This is a genomic window from Paenibacillus sp. Soil787 (assembly GCF_001429545.1).
In the GTDB taxonomy this organism is placed as follows: Bacteria; Bacillota; Bacilli; order Paenibacillales; family NBRC-103111; genus Paenibacillus_E.
Genome location: NZ_LMSP01000030.1, coordinates 20170 through 36275, shown reverse-complemented (window position 1 = coordinate 36275; position 16106 = coordinate 20170). Strand labels below are relative to the sequence as shown.

Annotated in this window: 18 protein-coding genes, 2 tRNA genes and 1 rRNA gene; 15 read left to right on the top strand and 6 right to left on the bottom strand. The window is 44.3% G+C overall.

The genetic code is table 11. From position 1 onward, the window contains the following. The 11 genes from rrf to ASG93_RS34435 form a co-directional block, all read left to right on the top strand. A 5S ribosomal RNA gene (rrf, locus tag ASG93_RS23390) occupies nucleotides 1–112 on the top strand; the annotation flags it as partial. A 103-nt stretch (nucleotides 113–215) separates the two neighbouring features. Then, the gene (locus ASG93_RS23385; RefSeq protein WP_235550954.1) at nucleotides 216–1418 is read left to right on the top strand and encodes a putative glycoside hydrolase; all 1203 of its coding nucleotides are present in this window, start codon (nucleotides 216–218) and stop codon (nucleotides 1416–1418) included. 164 nt (nucleotides 1419–1582) lie between these two features. Continuing rightward, nucleotides 1583–3040: an IMP dehydrogenase gene (guaB, locus tag ASG93_RS23380; protein ID WP_056835806.1), complete on the top strand. Its 1458-nt coding sequence runs from the start codon at nucleotides 1583–1585 to the stop codon at nucleotides 3038–3040. Between the two features lie 117 nt (nucleotides 3041–3157). Next, on the top strand, nucleotides 3158–4513 hold the full coding sequence (locus ASG93_RS23375; RefSeq protein WP_056835803.1) for a D-alanyl-D-alanine carboxypeptidase family protein: 1356 nt from the start codon (nucleotides 3158–3160) through the stop codon (nucleotides 4511–4513). Nucleotides 4514–4634: 121 nt separating this feature from the next. Continuing rightward, nucleotides 4635–5516, top strand: coding sequence for a pyridoxal 5'-phosphate synthase lyase subunit PdxS (gene pdxS / locus ASG93_RS23370; protein WP_029195693.1), 882 nt, complete (start codon nucleotides 4635–4637; stop codon nucleotides 5514–5516). After that, nucleotides 5516–6094: a pyridoxal 5'-phosphate synthase glutaminase subunit PdxT gene (gene pdxT / locus ASG93_RS23365; protein ID WP_056835801.1), complete on the top strand. Its 579-nt coding sequence runs from the start codon at nucleotides 5516–5518 to the stop codon at nucleotides 6092–6094. Before pdxS ends, pdxT begins: the two co-directional genes overlap by 1 nt. A 94-nt stretch (nucleotides 6095–6188) precedes the next feature. Then, nucleotides 6189–7469, top strand: a complete 1281-nt coding sequence (serS, locus tag ASG93_RS23360) for a serine--tRNA ligase (protein WP_047682200.1) — start codon at nucleotides 6189–6191, stop codon at nucleotides 7467–7469. Nucleotides 7470–7552: 83 nt separating this feature from the next. After that, nucleotides 7553–7637, top strand: a tRNA-Ser gene (locus ASG93_RS23355). Between the two features lie 129 nt (nucleotides 7638–7766). Further along, complete coding sequence (locus ASG93_RS23350; RefSeq protein WP_056835799.1) at nucleotides 7767–8114, top strand: hypothetical protein; 348 nt, start codon at nucleotides 7767–7769, stop codon at nucleotides 8112–8114. A 21-nt stretch (nucleotides 8115–8135) separates the two neighbouring features. Further along, nucleotides 8136–8297, top strand: a complete 162-nt coding sequence (locus tag ASG93_RS35980; RefSeq protein WP_200984519.1) for a hypothetical protein — start codon at nucleotides 8136–8138, stop codon at nucleotides 8295–8297. Beyond that, nucleotides 8298–8465: a small acid-soluble spore protein P gene (locus ASG93_RS34435; protein ID WP_082615047.1), complete on the top strand. Its 168-nt coding sequence runs from the start codon at nucleotides 8298–8300 to the stop codon at nucleotides 8463–8465. It begins immediately after the preceding gene. A gap of 265 nt (nucleotides 8466–8730) precedes the next feature. On the opposite strand, the gene ASG93_RS23345 is transcribed toward ASG93_RS34435, so the two are convergent. From ASG93_RS23345 to ASG93_RS23330, 4 genes are all read right to left on the bottom strand, one after another. Continuing rightward, nucleotides 8731–9936 carry a hypothetical protein gene (locus ASG93_RS23345; RefSeq protein ID WP_056835796.1) on the bottom strand — a complete coding sequence of 402 codons (1206 nt, stop codon included), beginning with the start codon at nucleotides 9934–9936 and terminating at the stop codon, nucleotides 8731–8733. Between the two features lie 22 nt (nucleotides 9937–9958). Beyond that, nucleotides 9959–10405, bottom strand: coding sequence for a hypothetical protein (locus tag ASG93_RS23340; protein WP_056835794.1), 447 nt, complete (start codon nucleotides 10403–10405; stop codon nucleotides 9959–9961). Next, nucleotides 10402–11001 carry an RNA polymerase sigma factor gene (locus ASG93_RS23335; RefSeq protein ID WP_235550953.1) on the bottom strand — a complete coding sequence of 200 codons (600 nt, stop codon included), beginning with the start codon at nucleotides 10999–11001 and terminating at the stop codon, nucleotides 10402–10404. The genes ASG93_RS23340 and ASG93_RS23335 overlap by 4 nt, the downstream gene beginning before the upstream one ends. A 63-nt stretch (nucleotides 11002–11064) precedes the next feature. Then, nucleotides 11065–12273, bottom strand: a complete 1209-nt coding sequence (locus ASG93_RS23330) for an MFS transporter (RefSeq protein ID WP_056835792.1) — start codon at nucleotides 12271–12273, stop codon at nucleotides 11065–11067. Nucleotides 12274–12531: 258 nt separating this feature from the next. On the opposite strand from ASG93_RS23330, the gene ASG93_RS23325 reads away from it, so the two are divergent. After that, complete coding sequence (locus ASG93_RS23325) at nucleotides 12532–13128, top strand: stalk domain-containing protein (protein WP_056835790.1); 597 nt, start codon at nucleotides 12532–12534, stop codon at nucleotides 13126–13128. Nucleotides 13129–13263: 135 nt separating this feature from the next. On the opposite strand, the gene ASG93_RS23320 is transcribed toward ASG93_RS23325, so the two are convergent. Together ASG93_RS23320 and tadA are read right to left on the bottom strand one after the other, a co-directional pair. Then, nucleotides 13264–13337: transfer RNA gene (locus ASG93_RS23320), tRNA-Arg, on the bottom strand. A gap of 214 nt (nucleotides 13338–13551) precedes the next feature. Beyond that, entirely contained in the window at nucleotides 13552–13989 is a 438-nt protein-coding gene (tadA, locus tag ASG93_RS23315) for a tRNA adenosine(34) deaminase TadA (protein ID WP_235550956.1), read from the bottom strand. Nucleotides 13990–14174: 185 nt separating this feature from the next. Here tadA and ASG93_RS23310 point away from each other — a divergent pair, with 185 nt between their 5' ends. The 3 genes from ASG93_RS23310 to ychF all read left to right on the top strand — a co-directional run bounded on the left by ASG93_RS23310 (nucleotide 14175) and on the right by ychF (nucleotide 16085). Further along, nucleotides 14175–14402, top strand: coding sequence for a hypothetical protein (locus ASG93_RS23310; RefSeq protein ID WP_156411012.1), 228 nt, complete (start codon nucleotides 14175–14177; stop codon nucleotides 14400–14402). 90 nt (nucleotides 14403–14492) lie between these two features. After that, nucleotides 14493–14906, top strand: coding sequence for a PilZ domain-containing protein (locus ASG93_RS23305; RefSeq protein ID WP_056835785.1), 414 nt, complete (start codon nucleotides 14493–14495; stop codon nucleotides 14904–14906). Nucleotides 14907–14984: 78 nt separating this feature from the next. Then, complete coding sequence (gene ychF / locus ASG93_RS23300) at nucleotides 14985–16085, top strand: redox-regulated ATPase YchF (protein WP_056835783.1); 1101 nt, start codon at nucleotides 14985–14987, stop codon at nucleotides 16083–16085. Nucleotides 16086–16106 lie beyond the last annotated feature (21 nt).

Genomic DNA, 16106 nt, shown 5'->3' with positions numbered 1-16106 from the left:
TGATGATGGCGGAGGGGACCCACGCGTTCCCATCTCGAACACGACCGTTAAGCCCTCCAGCGTCGATGGTACTTGAACCGCAGGGTTCTGGGAGAGTAGAACGTTGCCAAGCACTTAAAATGAGTCTTTTTGGAAGAAATTCCAGAAAGACTCTTTTTTTACATCAGTACAATACGACATATTAAACCATACTAGCCCTATGAGGAGGGATTGGTATGGGTGCATCGATCAACAGGAGAAGTTTGCGAGTTTTGTTTCTTGGTTTCTTAGTGATACAGATGGTAAGTGGCTGCTCAGCTAAGATGGACTCGATCAAGGATGCTGCAAATCCGCTAGGCGCTTCAAATACTTTAGGGAAGACATTGCCTATCTCAATTAAAGAAGCGAAGCAACTATCTTCAGATGAGGTTAAGAACTCGCCTCAAAGACCTGAAAAGCAGGTCGTTAAAGGGATTTACGTATCAGCCTGGTCAGCTGTAGGCAATAAATTTGAGCAGCTGATCGACCTAGTGGATCAAACCGATCTGAATGCGATGGTTATCGATATTAAGAACGATTCGGGACAAGTTACATATCCATCGACCGTTCCTTTGGTGAATGAGATAGGGGCTAATAGCCATGTTATTATTCGTGATCTGAAAGCCATGCTTCTAAGGTTAAAGGAGAAGCACATATATTCGATTGCGCGAGTCGTTGTTTTTAAAGATCCCTATTTAAGCATAAAAAAAAGTGATTATGCAATGACGAATCATGCGGGTAACGTGTGGAAGGATAGTAAAGGAACGGCTTGGGTGGATCCCTATAAGGAACAAGTGTGGGATTATAATATTCAAGTTGCTAAGGAAGCAGCTTTATTAGGTTTTGATGAAATCCAGTTTGATTATGTGAGATTTCCTGAGAACGGCAAGAAAGTGGATCAGGAGGTCAAATTCGATAACCCCAATAATTGGGCGAAAGCGCAGGTAATCGAGAATTTCCTCAAAAAAGCAAAAGAACAAATTGGTGGACAAGCTTATTTATCTGCTGATGTCTTTGGGTTAACAACTTCGTCTGATAATGATATGGGTATTGGACAAAATTGGTCGATGATTAGTAAGCAAGTTGATTATATTTCACCTATGTTGTATCCCTCCCATTATTCTAGTGGGGAATATGGGATTAAGAATCCAGATCTACAGCCCTATGCGGTTATTCGTAAAGCGATCAGCGATGCAAATGGGAAGAATCAGCTTTTAGCAAAGTCAGATAGCCATATTGCAGAAATTAGACCGTGGTATCAAGATTTTACTGCTACTTGGGTGAAACCCCATAAGAAATATGGGACTATTGATGTTAAAGAGCAAATAAAAGCGGCAAAAGAACAAGGCGTGGAACAATTTTTATTGTGGAATTCGAGCAGCACGTATTCTTATCGTTAACGGAATTGACTTATTCAGGTCGGTGGTTATCGGGTAGACTTGTCCTTTTCCTTGACACGAAAAATAGGCTTTTGTTAAGATTGCAATCATATAACAAAACGAATGAGAAGATTCATTCGAACAAAGCTTTCTTTTATAGAAAGCTCTAAGGAGGAATACGTGTTGTGAGGGAAGACAAGTTTGGTAAGGAAGGTTTAACATTTGATGATGTATTGTTGGTGCCGAGAAAGTCTGAAGTGTTCGGTAAGGAGATCGACGTTTCAACTGTGCTCGCGCCTCATGTGAAATTAAATATCCCGTTTATTAGCTCTGCTATGGATACTGTTACGGAATCAGCGCTTGCGATTGCAATGGCACGAGAAGGCGGTATCGGGATTATTCATAAGAATATGACCATCGAACTTCAAGCTGAGCATGTTGACCGTGTTAAGAGATCAGAGAGCGGTGTTATCACGAATCCTTTCTCACTTACACCAGAGCATCATGTATATGACGCAGAAGAGCTGATGGCGAAATACCGCATATCTGGTGTTCCGATTGTGAATGAAGCGAACAGGCTGGTGGGGATTTTGACGAACCGCGACTTGCGCTTTGTACATGATTATTCCATCAAAATCAAAGAAGTAATGACCCAAGAAGATCTGGTTACAGCTCCTGTGGGAACTACGCTTCAGCAAGCGGAAGGTATTCTTCAAAAGCATAAAATTGAGAAACTGCCTTTGGTCGATGAAAATTTTGAGCTTAAAGGCTTAATTACGATTAAAGATATTGAAAAGGCCATTCAGTTCCCTAACTCCGCTAAGGATGCACAGGGTCGCTTACTCGTAGGCGCAGCTGTAGGTGTTGCGAAGGACGTTATGGAGAGAGCTGCAGCTCTTGTAAAAGCAGGCATCGACGTGATTGTCGTAGATTCTGCGCATGGTCATCACATTAATATTGCAGAAACTGTTAAAAAGCTTAGAGCACAATATCCGGAGCTGCCTATCATCGCAGGAAACGTAGCCACTGGTGACGGTACACGTGATCTCATTAAGGCTGGAGCATCCATGGTGAAGGTTGGTATTGGGCCTGGATCCATTTGTACAACAAGGGTTATTGCAGGGATTGGTGTTCCTCAAATTACAGCTATCTATGATTGTGCGCAAGCTGCAGCAGAGTTTGGAGTCCCTATTATCGCAGATGGCGGAATCAAGTACTCCGGTGATGTTGTCAAAGCGATCGCGGCCGGGGCCAGTGCGGTTATGATCGGTAGTCTTTTTGCTGGAACGGATGAGAGTCCTGGTGAATCGGAAATTTTCCAAGGGCGTAAATTCAAGGTGTATCGGGGTATGGGCTCCTTAGGGGCGATGAAGGAAGGCAGTAAGGACCGTTATTTCCAAGAGAACGAGAGCAAGCTTGTTCCTGAGGGTATCGAGGGTCGTGTAGCGTATAAAGGGCCTATGGCGGATACCGTGTATCAACTAGTAGGCGGTCTTCGTTCAGGTATGGGGTACTGTGGTGCCCGCAACATTCCAGAACTTATTAACGACACCCAGTTTATTAGAATTACCGGTGCAGGTTTAAAAGAAAGTCATCCGCATGATATTCAAATTACCAAAGAAGCACCTAATTACTCGTTGTAATTGTCACAATATGGATGAATTTGGAGGCGTGGGAAATGAACCTGCGTCTTCTTTTTTTTGTCTAATGGTGTGTGGTACAATATAACGTGTTATTACATCACTAGGGAGAGTGAAATTGTGAGATTTTTAAGTTTTACTAAGAAAAAGGTTGCTTTGGTGTTAGGTGTTAGTTTAATCGCTCAATCCTTACTTTTACATATACAACCAACATATGCCGCGGATACCAAAGCACCAGCAGCCACGACAGCACCAGTAGCCCCAGCGGCCTCAACGGCACCAACGCCAGCACTTAATGAACCTAAACCAGCAGCTAAATCTGCGATTATTATGGAAGCAAGCACAGGAGCTGTACTCTATGAATTAAATGCGGATGAAGCTTTCCCGCCAGCTAGTATGGCCAAAATGATGACCGAGTATCTGGCTATGGAAAGTATTAAAGAAGGTAAATTCAAGTGGGATTCGCAAGTGACAGCAAGCAAAAATGCTGCAGACGTGATTGGTTCTGGACAACTGATCGCTGAAAATGAAACACTGACCTTCAAAGATATGTTTAATGCGATGTCCATCTACTCTGCGAATGATGCTTCCGTGGCTTTTGCTGAATTAATCGGAGGTACGGAAGAGAATTTTGCAAAAATGATGAATGAAAAAGCTAAGCAACTTGGTATGTCGGATAAAGCTCATTTCATTAGTGCTACTGGGCTTTCACGTGCCGATCTCAAGAATCCGCCTGCATCAATTGAAGGTGAAACCAAAATGACTGCGCGAGATGCCGGCATTCTAGCCTATAATATCCTAAAAGATCATAAGGAAATTCTTGAATTTACGAAAATTCCATCTTTAAAACTAAGAGCTACGGATAAAACGCCTATGATCAATTGGAATTGGATGTTAGAAGGAAATCAGAGCAACACCAATTTGAAAAAGTATGCTTATCCAGGATTGGACGGTTTGAAAACAGGTTCTACTGATGATGCAGGGTACTGTTTTACAGGGACTGCTGAACGAAACGGAATGCGTCTAATCTCCGTTGTTATGGGTACCAAAACAGAACCAGAGCGCTTCAACGAAACGAGAAAGCTGCTCGATTATGGATTCAATAATTTCGAAATAAAACCTTTCCTTAATGCGAAGCAGGAAATAGATTCTTTGAAAATCGTAAACATTAAGAAAGGCGTTCAAACACAAGTGCCTCTCGTGACAAAAACGGGAATGACGTTCGTTACCCGAAAAGGTGCGAAGGATACTGATTTTAAAATTACGGCGGAGCCGCTTGAAGAGAGCAAGCTCGTAGCACCAATTACGAAGGGCGATACGCTCGGTAAAGTGAAGGTAAGCTACAATGGACAAGATAAAACAGTAGATCTAATCGCTAATGATGATGTAAAAAAAGGTAGCTGGATTCGTCTCTTGTTCCGCTCCTTCAAAAACTTCTTCAGCGATATGTTTAAAGGGATTAAAGGCGGTTCCTAGACCAGAAAATGGGTTGTATATTAACCCTCCTTCATGTAAAATAATTGTTTAGAAGATTTACTATCGAATCGTGTAGGAAACTGCATGAAATTGGCATACAAGCTATAGGAGGAAATAAAGAATGGAAACAGGAACTTCCCGCGTTAAAACTGGTATGGCCGAAATGCAAAAAGGCGGCGTCATCATGGACGTTATGAACGCCGAGCAAGCTAAAATCGCAGAAGCAGCTGGCGCGTCCGCTATTATGGCGCTAGAGCGAGTACCTGCTGATATTCGTGCAGCTGGTGGCGTATCCCGTATGGCTGACCCTTCAATTGTTGAAGATGTGATGAGAGTCGTATCCATTCCAGTCATGGCGAAAGCAAGAATTGGACACTTCGTTGAAGCGAAAATTCTTGAATCCCTAGGCGTTGACTATATCGATGAGAGTGAAGTACTTACACCTGCGGATGAAGTATTCCACATTAACAAACGTGATTTTACGGTTCCTTTCGTATGTGGCTGCCGAGATCTTGGTGAAGCTTTGCGTCGTATCGGTGAAGGTGCTTCCATGCTTCGTACCAAAGGTGAGCCAGGAACTGGTAATATCGTAGAAGCTGTTCGTCATATGCGTACAATTCAAGGTCAAATTCGCAAAATCCAAGGGATGTCCAAGGATGAATTGATGTTTGAAGCGAAAACACTTGGCGCTCCTTATGAGTTGCTTCTACAAGTTCACGAAACAGGTAAATTGCCTGTGGTTAACTTTGCAGCTGGCGGTGTTTCCACACCTGCAGACGCAGCGCTTATGATGCACCTTGGTTCTGACGGTGTATTTGTTGGATCTGGTATTTTCAAATCCGACAACCCTGAGAAATTCGCGAAAGCGATTGTTGAAGCCGTAACTCACTACACAGACTATAAATTGATTGCAGAAATCTCCAAAAACCTAGGTGCCCCTATGAAGGGAATCGAAATTTCCAAGCTGCAAGCTTCCGAGCGTATGCAGGAGCGCGGCTGGTAATGACGAAGGTTGGAGTTCTCGCGCTGCAAGGCGCGGTAGCAGAACATATTCGTGGGATCGAGAAGGCTGGCGCTGAAGGTGTCGTTGTCAAACGAACCGAGCAGTTAGCAGATCTTGATGGCATTATCCTACCAGGTGGAGAGAGTACGACAATCGGCAAGTTAATGCGCACCTATGGTTTCATTGATGCGCTGAAGGATTTTTCCGCCGCGGGCAAGCCGATTTTCGGCACCTGCGCGGGGTTGATCGTCATCGCGAAAGAGATCACCGGACAGCCGGAAGCTCACCTTGAGCTGATGGATATCACGGTGGCTCGCAACGCGTTCGGTCGTCAGCGCGAAAGCTTTGAGACGGACTTGCCGATCAAAGGCATCGACGAGAACGTTCGCGCAGTCTTTATTCGGGCCCCACTCATCGAGAAGGTGGGACCTGGGGTTGATGTACTGGCTACGTACGACGGCCAGATTGTTGCAGCGCAGCAAGGGCATCTCCTTGCAGCGTCGTTCCACCCAGAGCTGACAGACGACTTCCGTCTGCACAGCTATTTCTTAGACATGGTAAAGCAAAGACAAGCATAATTGATGGTACAAGCACCTTGATATCACCGGATTATAGCCGGTAAAGGTGCTTGCTTCCATATTCTAACCATTTTGCGCTAACGGAGGAATCTCCTTGTTTGATGTAAAGTTACTTCGAAGTGATTTGGCAGCTGTGCAAGCTGCAATGCAAAACCGCGGTAAACAAATTGAAGAGTTGAACGGCTTCACGGAATTAGATTTGAAGCGTAGAGAGCTCTTACAAGAAACCGAGCAGCTCAAAAACCGCCGAAATACGGTATCCCAAGAGGTAGCCGGGCGCAAAAGATCCGGCGAGAATGCGGATGAACTGATCCAAGAAATGAAGGTCGTCGGAGACCGCATTAAAGAGCTCGATGACGAGATTCGCTTACTGGACGAGTCCTTACAGCAGATCTTGCTTTCCATCCCGAATATGCCCCATGCAAGCGTTCCTGTGGGCCGCACGGAAGAAGAGAATGTGGAACTGCGCCGGGTAGGCGAGATTCCACAGTTCGATTACGAAGTGAAGCCGCATTGGGAAGTGGCGCAAGAGCTGGGCATTCTGGATTTCGAAGCTGCGGCGAAGGTGACGGGTTCGCGTTTCGTTTTCTACAAAGGGCTTGGCGCAAGGCTAGAGCGTGCATTAATTAACTTCATGATGGACCTGCACAGCGATGAGCATGGTTATGAAGAGATGCTGCCTCCTTATATCGTTAACCGCGAAAGTTTAACGGGAACAGGGCAGCTTCCCAAGTTTGAGGAAGATGTGTTTAAACTAGAGAATTCGGATTACTTCCTTATTCCGACAGCAGAAGTACCGGTAACAAATTATCACCGGGAAGATATTCTCACGAACGAGCAGCTTCCTGTTAATTTTGTTGCGTTCAGTGCCTGTTTCCGTTCTGAAGCTGGATCTGCAGGTAGAGATACACGCGGCTTAATCAGGCAGCATCAATTCAACAAAATTGAGCTTGTTAAATTAGTTAAGCCCGAAGACTCCTACGACGAGCTGGAGAGGCTTACAGGGCATGCTGAGCGAGTTCTACAGCTCCTGAAGCTGCCTTACCGCGTGTTGTCACTCTGCACAGGGGATATCGGCTTCACGTCGGCTAAGACGTACGATCTGGAAGTATGGCTGCCTAACAGCGGCGCGTACCGTGAGATTTCTAGCTGCAGTAACTTCGAAGACTTCCAAGCTCGCAGAGCGAATATTCGATTCCGCAGAGATGCGAAGGCGAAACCGGAATTTGTACATACGCTGAATGGTTCAGGTCTTGCGCTTGGTCGTACAGTGGCTGCGATTCTCGAAAATTACCAGCAAGCTGACGGTTCGATTCAGGTTCCTGAGGTTCTCATTCCTTACATGAACAATGTCAAAGTGATTACAAAAAAATAGCACTTGATTCTCCTATGAGATATGTGCTACAATGCTTTTTGTCACTGCACAAGGTTGTCTCCCCACCAGGAGACACCTATCGTGGAGAGGTGGTCGAGTGGTTTAAGGCAGCGGTCTTGAAAACCGCCGAGGTGCAAGCCTCCGTGGGTTCGAATCCCACCCTCTCCGTAACCATGGTAATACCCTAACTAAGAAGTCATGCGATTCGTTCACGAATCGTGTGGCTTTTTTTGTTGTTTTTTTACATGGATAAAAGACGAGTGGCCTCCGCATTTTATACATGTGGAGGTGTTACCTATGAGCAAAGCTGACAAGCTAACGATTAATCAAGCTGAATTGGTAAATGAGTGGATGACGGTACTCCCAACAACGCTGCATGCAACCGATCAGGCGCGTGTATGGGCCGATGAGGCCGATCCTCAAGCACTGAGGGTTCATATTATGGCGTCAGGGCATACAGGCTATACGATCGATTTTAAAGTCACCTACGTGGACGACAGAGAGGTTAAGGTTGAACTGACCGATGTGCAGCAGGGCACAACACACATTGATGAGACTAGCGAAATTGTGCAGACTCTGGTGGATGATTACATTCGCCATATCCATGAATGCGCACAAGCCTTGCAGAGAGTAACGCACGCCTAGAGGGCGAAGGAGGAGTTCACAATGACAAGACAAAGAGCGGTTGATAAAAATTTGCAGAATGTAGCCAAAGATTTTGAAGTTAGCCCTGTTAACAGCCACCAGGCTCAGCAAGTGCAGCAGCAGGTCAATGATCATAGACATCAAGATGCATTAAACCATGATAAGAATAGGGGAAACCACTAAATGGCTAAACAGAGATCTTATTCCGCTGGGGATAGTCTGGTAGAAAACGGTTCAGTAAAAAATAGTGATCGTAATAATAGTCCAAAGCCACTATCAGGCTCGAAGAAAGTAAAGAATCGGAATCACTCTAGTGGAACTCATGGGGAAGGCCAAGGACACGGGCATTAAATATTCGTTTAGAAAAAAAATTTACAAAATGTTTAAAAACCGAAGAGCCGGACATACTATATTTTGTCGGTGAGCAGAGAGGTGTGGTTCCGTTGGAGCGTTTAGCGAAAGGGAAACAACCGTTGCAAAGAGGACTTTTCTACCTGTTATAATCAGGCTGGAGGGGATGTGCCAAAGACACTTACCGTGTTTTATAAGCAGATTTTCCTAAGGTTTACGTGTAACACGTTTTAAAGAAACCATCAACACCGACAAAAAAGAACCCTTAGGGGTTCTTTTTTTCGTCGATTTCTAGATATTGTTGAGGCATTGACGGATTCGATTGGTGCGAGGATGAATGAGCATCATTTGTAAACGTCGAAAACGTTGAAACGTGTTGTTTACGGTTCATTAATAAACGTACACCGCCACCGATCAGCAGCAGGGCTACTATAAGGGTTTGGCTGAGATTCGTAATTAAATACATAAAATTCCCTGCGCTAGGTAGAATTCGATACATAAATTGAACAACAACATCTTTTAAGACATAGTAGCTGCCTAGAAAGATCAAAACCATGCCAATGGGTCGTGAATAAGCCGTCCAATTCTCGATGATTGGTTTATCAATTAGAGTACCATTTTCGTACTTCGTAATGCTTTGCAAAGCATCAAAAAAGCTAAAAAACCAGAGAATCGGGATCAAAAATAAAAACAGAGACAATCGGAGTACATCCAATATATAAATGGAAAAAAGGAAGATTGCCATTAGCTGGACACCGCGTTTCGTCATAGAGAGGTATAAATGAGCTGCACCTGGAAAAATGGCGATAATTGTTGCCAATGTCCGGTTTTTGCGTCCGTACTCATCCCCAAGGTGGAAGTCTTCGAAAATACTGCGATCTAGGAGCTCTAACCCCGCTTGTTTATTCCCCTGTTGTTTCATTGCATCAAACATCGTGTAGAACCACAGAACTGGCAAGGCCAACAGAAAGGCGGCGAAGCCTTCATTATGCGTCATAATGGTGACGAAGAATACTAATATCGCAACGCCAAAGAAGGAGACCATCGCAGTAAGTCCTCTATGCATTAACCCAAGCTGATAATGCCCCAGTCCAGGGATGAAAGAGAGCAGCATAATTTTCGTTTTTTCTTGTTGACCAGCCATTTGAGTGGAATAAGGATTGGCGTCCCAGGAAATATGTTCTTGCTGTTCAGACCCATAAGAGCCAGGCAAGCGGTAAGGCTGTGAGCGCAGCAGGTAGATAACCATATCCAGCATATTCACACCCCATATCATAGCGGTCATCAGGGCAAGAACAATCAGGAAATCGCTCGGAGCGTGAAAACCAGTGATTCCCATGAAAATAAGGAATAATGATCCAAAGAACCCGCCACCGTATAGGAACCCGCGGAATAAACGGTTCAAATATAGATGGCCTGCTCCAGGCAGGAAGGACAGCAGGAAAGCGACTAGGCTGCTTTTGTTCGGCATTTATGGTGTAACCTCCTTGTGTTTATTTATTTTGCAACGTGTCTAGCCACGTCAGAGTTTTATTTAATAATTGGTCGGATATCGGTTTATCTGTTTGTAGGGAGGAAGAGCTGTTTAAAGAACTACGGGGTTTGAACGAACCCGCAGAGTCCAATTCCTGCGATATTCCGTGAAAGAAGCCGGTAGCCACCAGGATAAGTGTAGCCGCTGCCGCAATACCATAATGCAGCATGGTTGAGTGGTACCAAGAGCGCTTAGTTCCAGTCGTACGGGCAATGATGGCATCCATATACCCTTGCATATCCCTTTCCAAGATCGGAAGTATAGTTTCCATTTGCTCTAAACATGTCATATATAACGTCAAGCATTCATCACACTGATATAGATGAAGCTCCATTTCACTTAAAAGATCGGGTGACAGATTCTCTTCCACGTATTGCTTCCACGCTAGTTCATTATAATGGTTCACAAGAATTCCTCCTCCTTCCAATGGTTGCGGAGCCACTGCTTGGCTCTATATAGCTTGGATTCTACCGTCTTTACAGTTACCCCGTGGGCATCGGCAATATCTTGATACGACTGATGATGAATATAGTAGGCCGTTAATACTTCATGATAATTGGCAGGGATTTGATGGAGCTTCTTACGCACGAGCTCAGTCGTCTCATTCAACATTACTTCATGTTCCACACCATGCTCAGTGTAAGGATAAGTGTCAGAGGATTGGAGGGGTTCTTCCATCTCAGCCGTCATTTCTTCCCTTCGTCTGATGGCCGATCGTTTGAAATCGATAGCCCGGTTCACCGCAATGCGGGTCATCCAGGTTTTCAGACCCTTCATTTGATACTGAGGGAGGGAGAAATATATCCGGGTCCAAACATCCTGAGATAAATCTTCCGCATCCTTAGCATGGCGTACAATGGCAAAGATCGTTTGGAACAAATAGTGACGATATGTTGTTACAAGCTCACGGAATGCGGCCTCATCGCCATTCAATATGCGCTTTACGAGTGCTTGTTCCTGAATATGCTTCTCCTCCTCTCCGCATGAATAGACGAAGGCCACCACCGTTACCCCTGCACGTAGTCAAAAAGAAAAAGAACGAATCTTCAAGATCCGTTCCCTATTTTACAGTGCCGCAGTAGAACTGCTAGATTTGGCTTGATGCATAGAAGGCGTGCTTCGTACGAACCAATGAGACAGAAGTGCGCTCAAAATGCCAAGTACACCCAACACAATAAATCCCTGATTCAGAGAGAACCAATCGCCGATTATCCCCATAAGAACGGGACCAATGAACATCCCCAGTCCATAAATAGCTTGGAAAAACCCCATTGCCGTTGCCCGCTTATCCGCAGGCATATGTTTAATACTCATCCCCATGAGTAAGGTAAAAGAAAGTCCGCGACCAAAGCCGGCAAAAGCCTGAGTAACCATCAGTATCCAAAGATGATGCGTAAATGGAATCGTAAATGTAAAAATACCCATCAGAATAAAGCCCCATACAACCATACGCTTCTCCCCGTACCTGACAGCCCAACGCCGCCCGCCAAATAAGGAAGCTAACGCTACCGGTACATTGGCAAATAACGAAAGCATCGACAAGGAGAATTTATCAGCTCCAAGCTGAGTTGCATAAACAGGAGTAAATCCGAAAACAGTTGCGAATATGAGAACTTGCGACAAGATGGCGAGTAAGGAAACGAACAGCAGCGTACGGTCAGTTGCAACGTCACCGATACCGCGCATCGTAATTTTAGGTGCATCGAGCTCGACTTTTTCTACAAGAAATAGTGATCCAAGCATCCCCATCAAGCCTAGCACAGCTCCCAAAATGAAGACGGCCTCCCATCCGAAGGAATCTGCTGCCCATCCTGCCCCGAGAATACCTAGAACCTGCCCAAGTGAATTAAAGAAGGAGATCGTTCCGATCGCTTTCGTTGAATCTTCATGCTTATAGTAACTCGTAAATAATACGGTAAAATCAACCCAGGTTGCCGCGGCTGCGCCAGCCAATGCTCGGAGAATAAGGATCCATGTGAAATCATGAGTAATCCATAGTCCTAAACCAGTTAGAGCCGTGAACAGCAGGCCAAAGGTAATAAATAACTTTCTCTTATGAAACCGGTCTGACATGATACCTACGGGAATTCGCAGCAGCATTTGGGAGATCCCGTACATGCCGACAATCCATCCGGCCAACTGGTGGTTCCCGCCAAGGAATTCTACGTAAGGCGCCATAATGGGAACGCTCGTATACATCGACATCCAGAACAACAATGTGACTACACAGAAGAGCGGAATGCGATAGGAGGATGAAGTTTTGATGCTTGTCATTAAAGAGGGAGCTCCTTTCAGATAATTTCTTGAATCGAAATGAGGACTAATAAATCTATCGTTTTATTATAGAACATCGATTGCGGCTAGGCTATGATTGGATGATGTTTGCAAGCCTTCATATTTTATTCGACTGTTCCGGAAGTATGAGGATATGACGTTCTTTGGGTTATAAATAGGGATATCTATCCAAATGTCGAAGTACTAAAGACTGACCTTACGTTAAATTTTAAAAAGGGGACTAATATAAAAAAGAAGATGATTGCAACCGTTCTTTTGTTTCTTTGCTTTACTGGAGTAGTCCATGGATCAAGTATTCACGGTGAGTATAGCGGGAATCCAATCGTTAACGTTTTGTTTGGAGGAAAAGAGCTTCATGTAGAAGATGTGCCAGCTACTATACGTGATGGTCGTACCCTAGTGCCACTTTATCTATTGAAACAAACCGGTGCCTCTGTAACGTGGGATTCTGAGAAATATAATGTTGACCTTACTTTTCCTAATCCTATAAAAGACTTTGCCTCTAGCATTCAGTCATTTAACGTGAAATCCAAAGCAATAAATCGAACGGATGCGGAGGAATTTCTTAAGAACAAAACATCAGATTTCGATTATATTAAAAAGTGGAGATTCCAGCAGGTAAACGATACAACAGACATGTCGACTCCCAATACTCCACTTATGTCCCCTTCACCAGCACCAACTTCTACAGCGCCTGTTTCAGGACCTATTTGTCGGGATATTATGACCAATTACGCAAAACAGATGCAAGATGCAGCAGAGTCATACAATGGAAACGGCAATTCAGACCCTATGGGTTTGAGACATATATCAACAAATTTAAAGAAAGTATGAATGCAGCTTTAAAAAGTAATCATTGCCCAGAACAATAGTGCCAGTTTCAAGGCAGCGTATTTCTAGAAAATAATAAACGCCAGGTCAGCGGCTAGTAACCGTTACCTGGCGTTTTCATTGATTTTTGAAAGTATACGCGCCCGAGATGATTCGAACATCCGGCCTACAGTTTAGGAAACTGTTGCTCTATCCTGCTGAGCTACGGGCGCTTAGCAAGAATTATAATAGCACGAAGGATTTCGTGGCGCAACCTTTTGAGTATGGCGGTTTGTCATTTACTTTCTATTTCGTCAAAGCGTTCTGGATTCAAAACTTGCGAGCAATATCAAGAAGCTTGGGGATTCGGTGATAATACGCAATTGGAATACGATGAATAAACTGGCTGAGTTGGCAGCGGCGATGCAGAATTAGATGCAGGAACTACTAAGCTTTACCGCGTAATTTACGGAAAAATTGGGTCAGCATCGTCGAACACTCTTCTTGCAAGACACCGCTAATGACATCGACACGGTGATTAAAACGGTCCTCCTGCAGCAAATTCATAAGCGTTCCGGCACAGCCGGCCTTCGGGTCAATTGTGCCGTAGATGACCTGCGGAATCCGCGATTGCACAATCGCGCCCGCACACATCGGGCAAGGCTCTAGGGTGACATAGAGCTGGCAATCCAAAAGCCGCCAGGCCCCCAGATGCTCGCTCGCTTGTTTGATGGCGATCATTTCGGCATGAGCGAGAGGATCTAGGGTTGTTTCACGCAAATTAAAGCCTCGGCCGATGATTTGACCTTGATGGACAACAACAGCTCCAATGGGTACTTCTCGGATGGCTTCGGCTTTGAGAGCCTCTTGAATCGCTTCTTTCATCCAGGGGATATGTTCATCCACAGGGGGACACCTCGCTAGTATATTTTTATCCACATGTGCATAACAATCGAACATTCATTCCGTTGTTAACAACCTGTGGATAGGTTTGTGGATAACTCGGAAAGCTGTGGATATTTAATCTTTCTACATTACATACAACAAAAAGTACAGAGATGCAAGGAATTTTGTTAAAGTATAACGTCATGAAATATTACGGAAGCAAGGAGGGATATGACGCTGATGTGCTGATCGATAGTAAGGCTGTGTTGGGAAAGGATGATTTTGTAGCCACAGGCGTACTAACCTATGCACTCGGAGACATTATTGAGGTAGAATTACCGGAATACGATATCTTTCAACTGGGTGATAAAGCGAAAGTGACGGTTTATACCAAATCCGCGGCTTGTTTGTGATGAATACGACCGTTGTTGCCAAAGAATTCGGCTCCGTCATTTCCACCTGAAAATCGGAAGAAATTCGCAGAAAAACAGGAATTCCCACGTGTGGATGTAACACATACAGGTCTCTTATTCGGACTTCAGGATATGAATAAAAGGAATAAACATCAATTTGAGAACCCGCTAAGTATCTCAATCAAAAATATATCCATTAACGGCTTAGGCTTAGGTTTTACCATAAATAATAATGCTATGATTGATAAAATCGTTCAAAAGCATTCACAGCTCGAAGTCGAGCTGGATTTGGGCTTTACGATACCTTGTTTGATGGAAATTGTAAGAAAAGAAAAGGTTGAAAATGGTTTCTATTATGGGGCTAGCTATATCGACATTCCGCAGGAAAAAACCAATGTTTTAAGGGGTTTCATCCTTACGAACAAGATCGAAACTTACTTCGTACAGAAGCGGGAAGCGCAATTTAAAAAAGTAACGGAAAAAAAGTCTGCGGCGAATCAATAGCCTTCAGGCTTTTTTTTGAGGTCCAAGTGCTATATAATAAGAAGGATGATTTTCGAAAATTAAGGAGTTGTAACTACAATGGCTTTGAAAGCAGGTATCGTCGGTCTACCGAACGTAGGAAAATCGACATTGTTTAATGCAATTACACAGGCGGGAGCAGAATCTGCGAATTATCCGTTTTGTACGATCGATCCGAATGTTGGGGTAGTTGAAGTGCCAGACGAGAGATTGCAGAAGCTGGTAGAGATCGTTGTTCCTAAGAGCATTGTCCCGACAGCCTTTGAATTCGTTGATATTGCAGGTTTGGTAAAAGGCGCGAGCAAAGGCGAAGGGCTTGGAAATAAATTTCTGGCACACATTCGTGAAGTGGATGCCATTGTGCATGTTGTCCGTTGTTTTGAGGATGATAATATTACCCACGTTTCCGGTAAAGTGGATCCGATCGGCGATATCGAAACGATTAATCTTGAATTAATTTTGGCAGATATTGAGTCGGTAGAGAAGAAGATCGAGCGTTCACGCAAAAACCTCAAGGGCGGCGACAAGAAGGTTGTTGCTGAAGTGGAGTGTTTAGAGCGTATTAAAGAAGCGCTTTATGAAGATAAACCGGCACGCAGTCTGGATCTCAGCGAAGATGAGAAGCTTCTCGTGCGCGACCTTCATTTATTGACGATGAAACCCGTGCTTTATGCGGCAAACGTGAGTGAAGATGAAGTAGCAACAGCAGATGAAAATCCTTTTGTGAAAATTGTGAAAGAGTTTGCTGAGAGCGAAAATAACGAAGTGGTATCGATCAGTGCGAAGGTTGAATCTGAAATCGCCGAGCTGGAAGACGAAGAAAAAGCAATGTTCCTCGAAGAGTTGGGACTTCAAGAGTCCGGCTTGAATAGATTGATTAAAGCAGCTTATAGAAAACTTGGCTTGTACACGTATTTCACAGCTGGGGTGCAGGAAGTAAGAGCATGGACAATCCGCAAGGGAACGAAAGCTCCTCAGGCGGCTGGCGTTATTCATACCGATTTCGAACGTGGTTTTATTCGTGCTGAAGTCGTCTCTTATAATGATTTGACAGCTGCAGGGTCGATGAATGGTGCCAAAGAAAAAGGCCAAGTACGTCTTGAAGGTAAAGAGTATGTGGTGAATGACGGGGACGTCATGCATTTCAGATTTAATGTGTAATTAATAAAAAAAGTAAAGAAA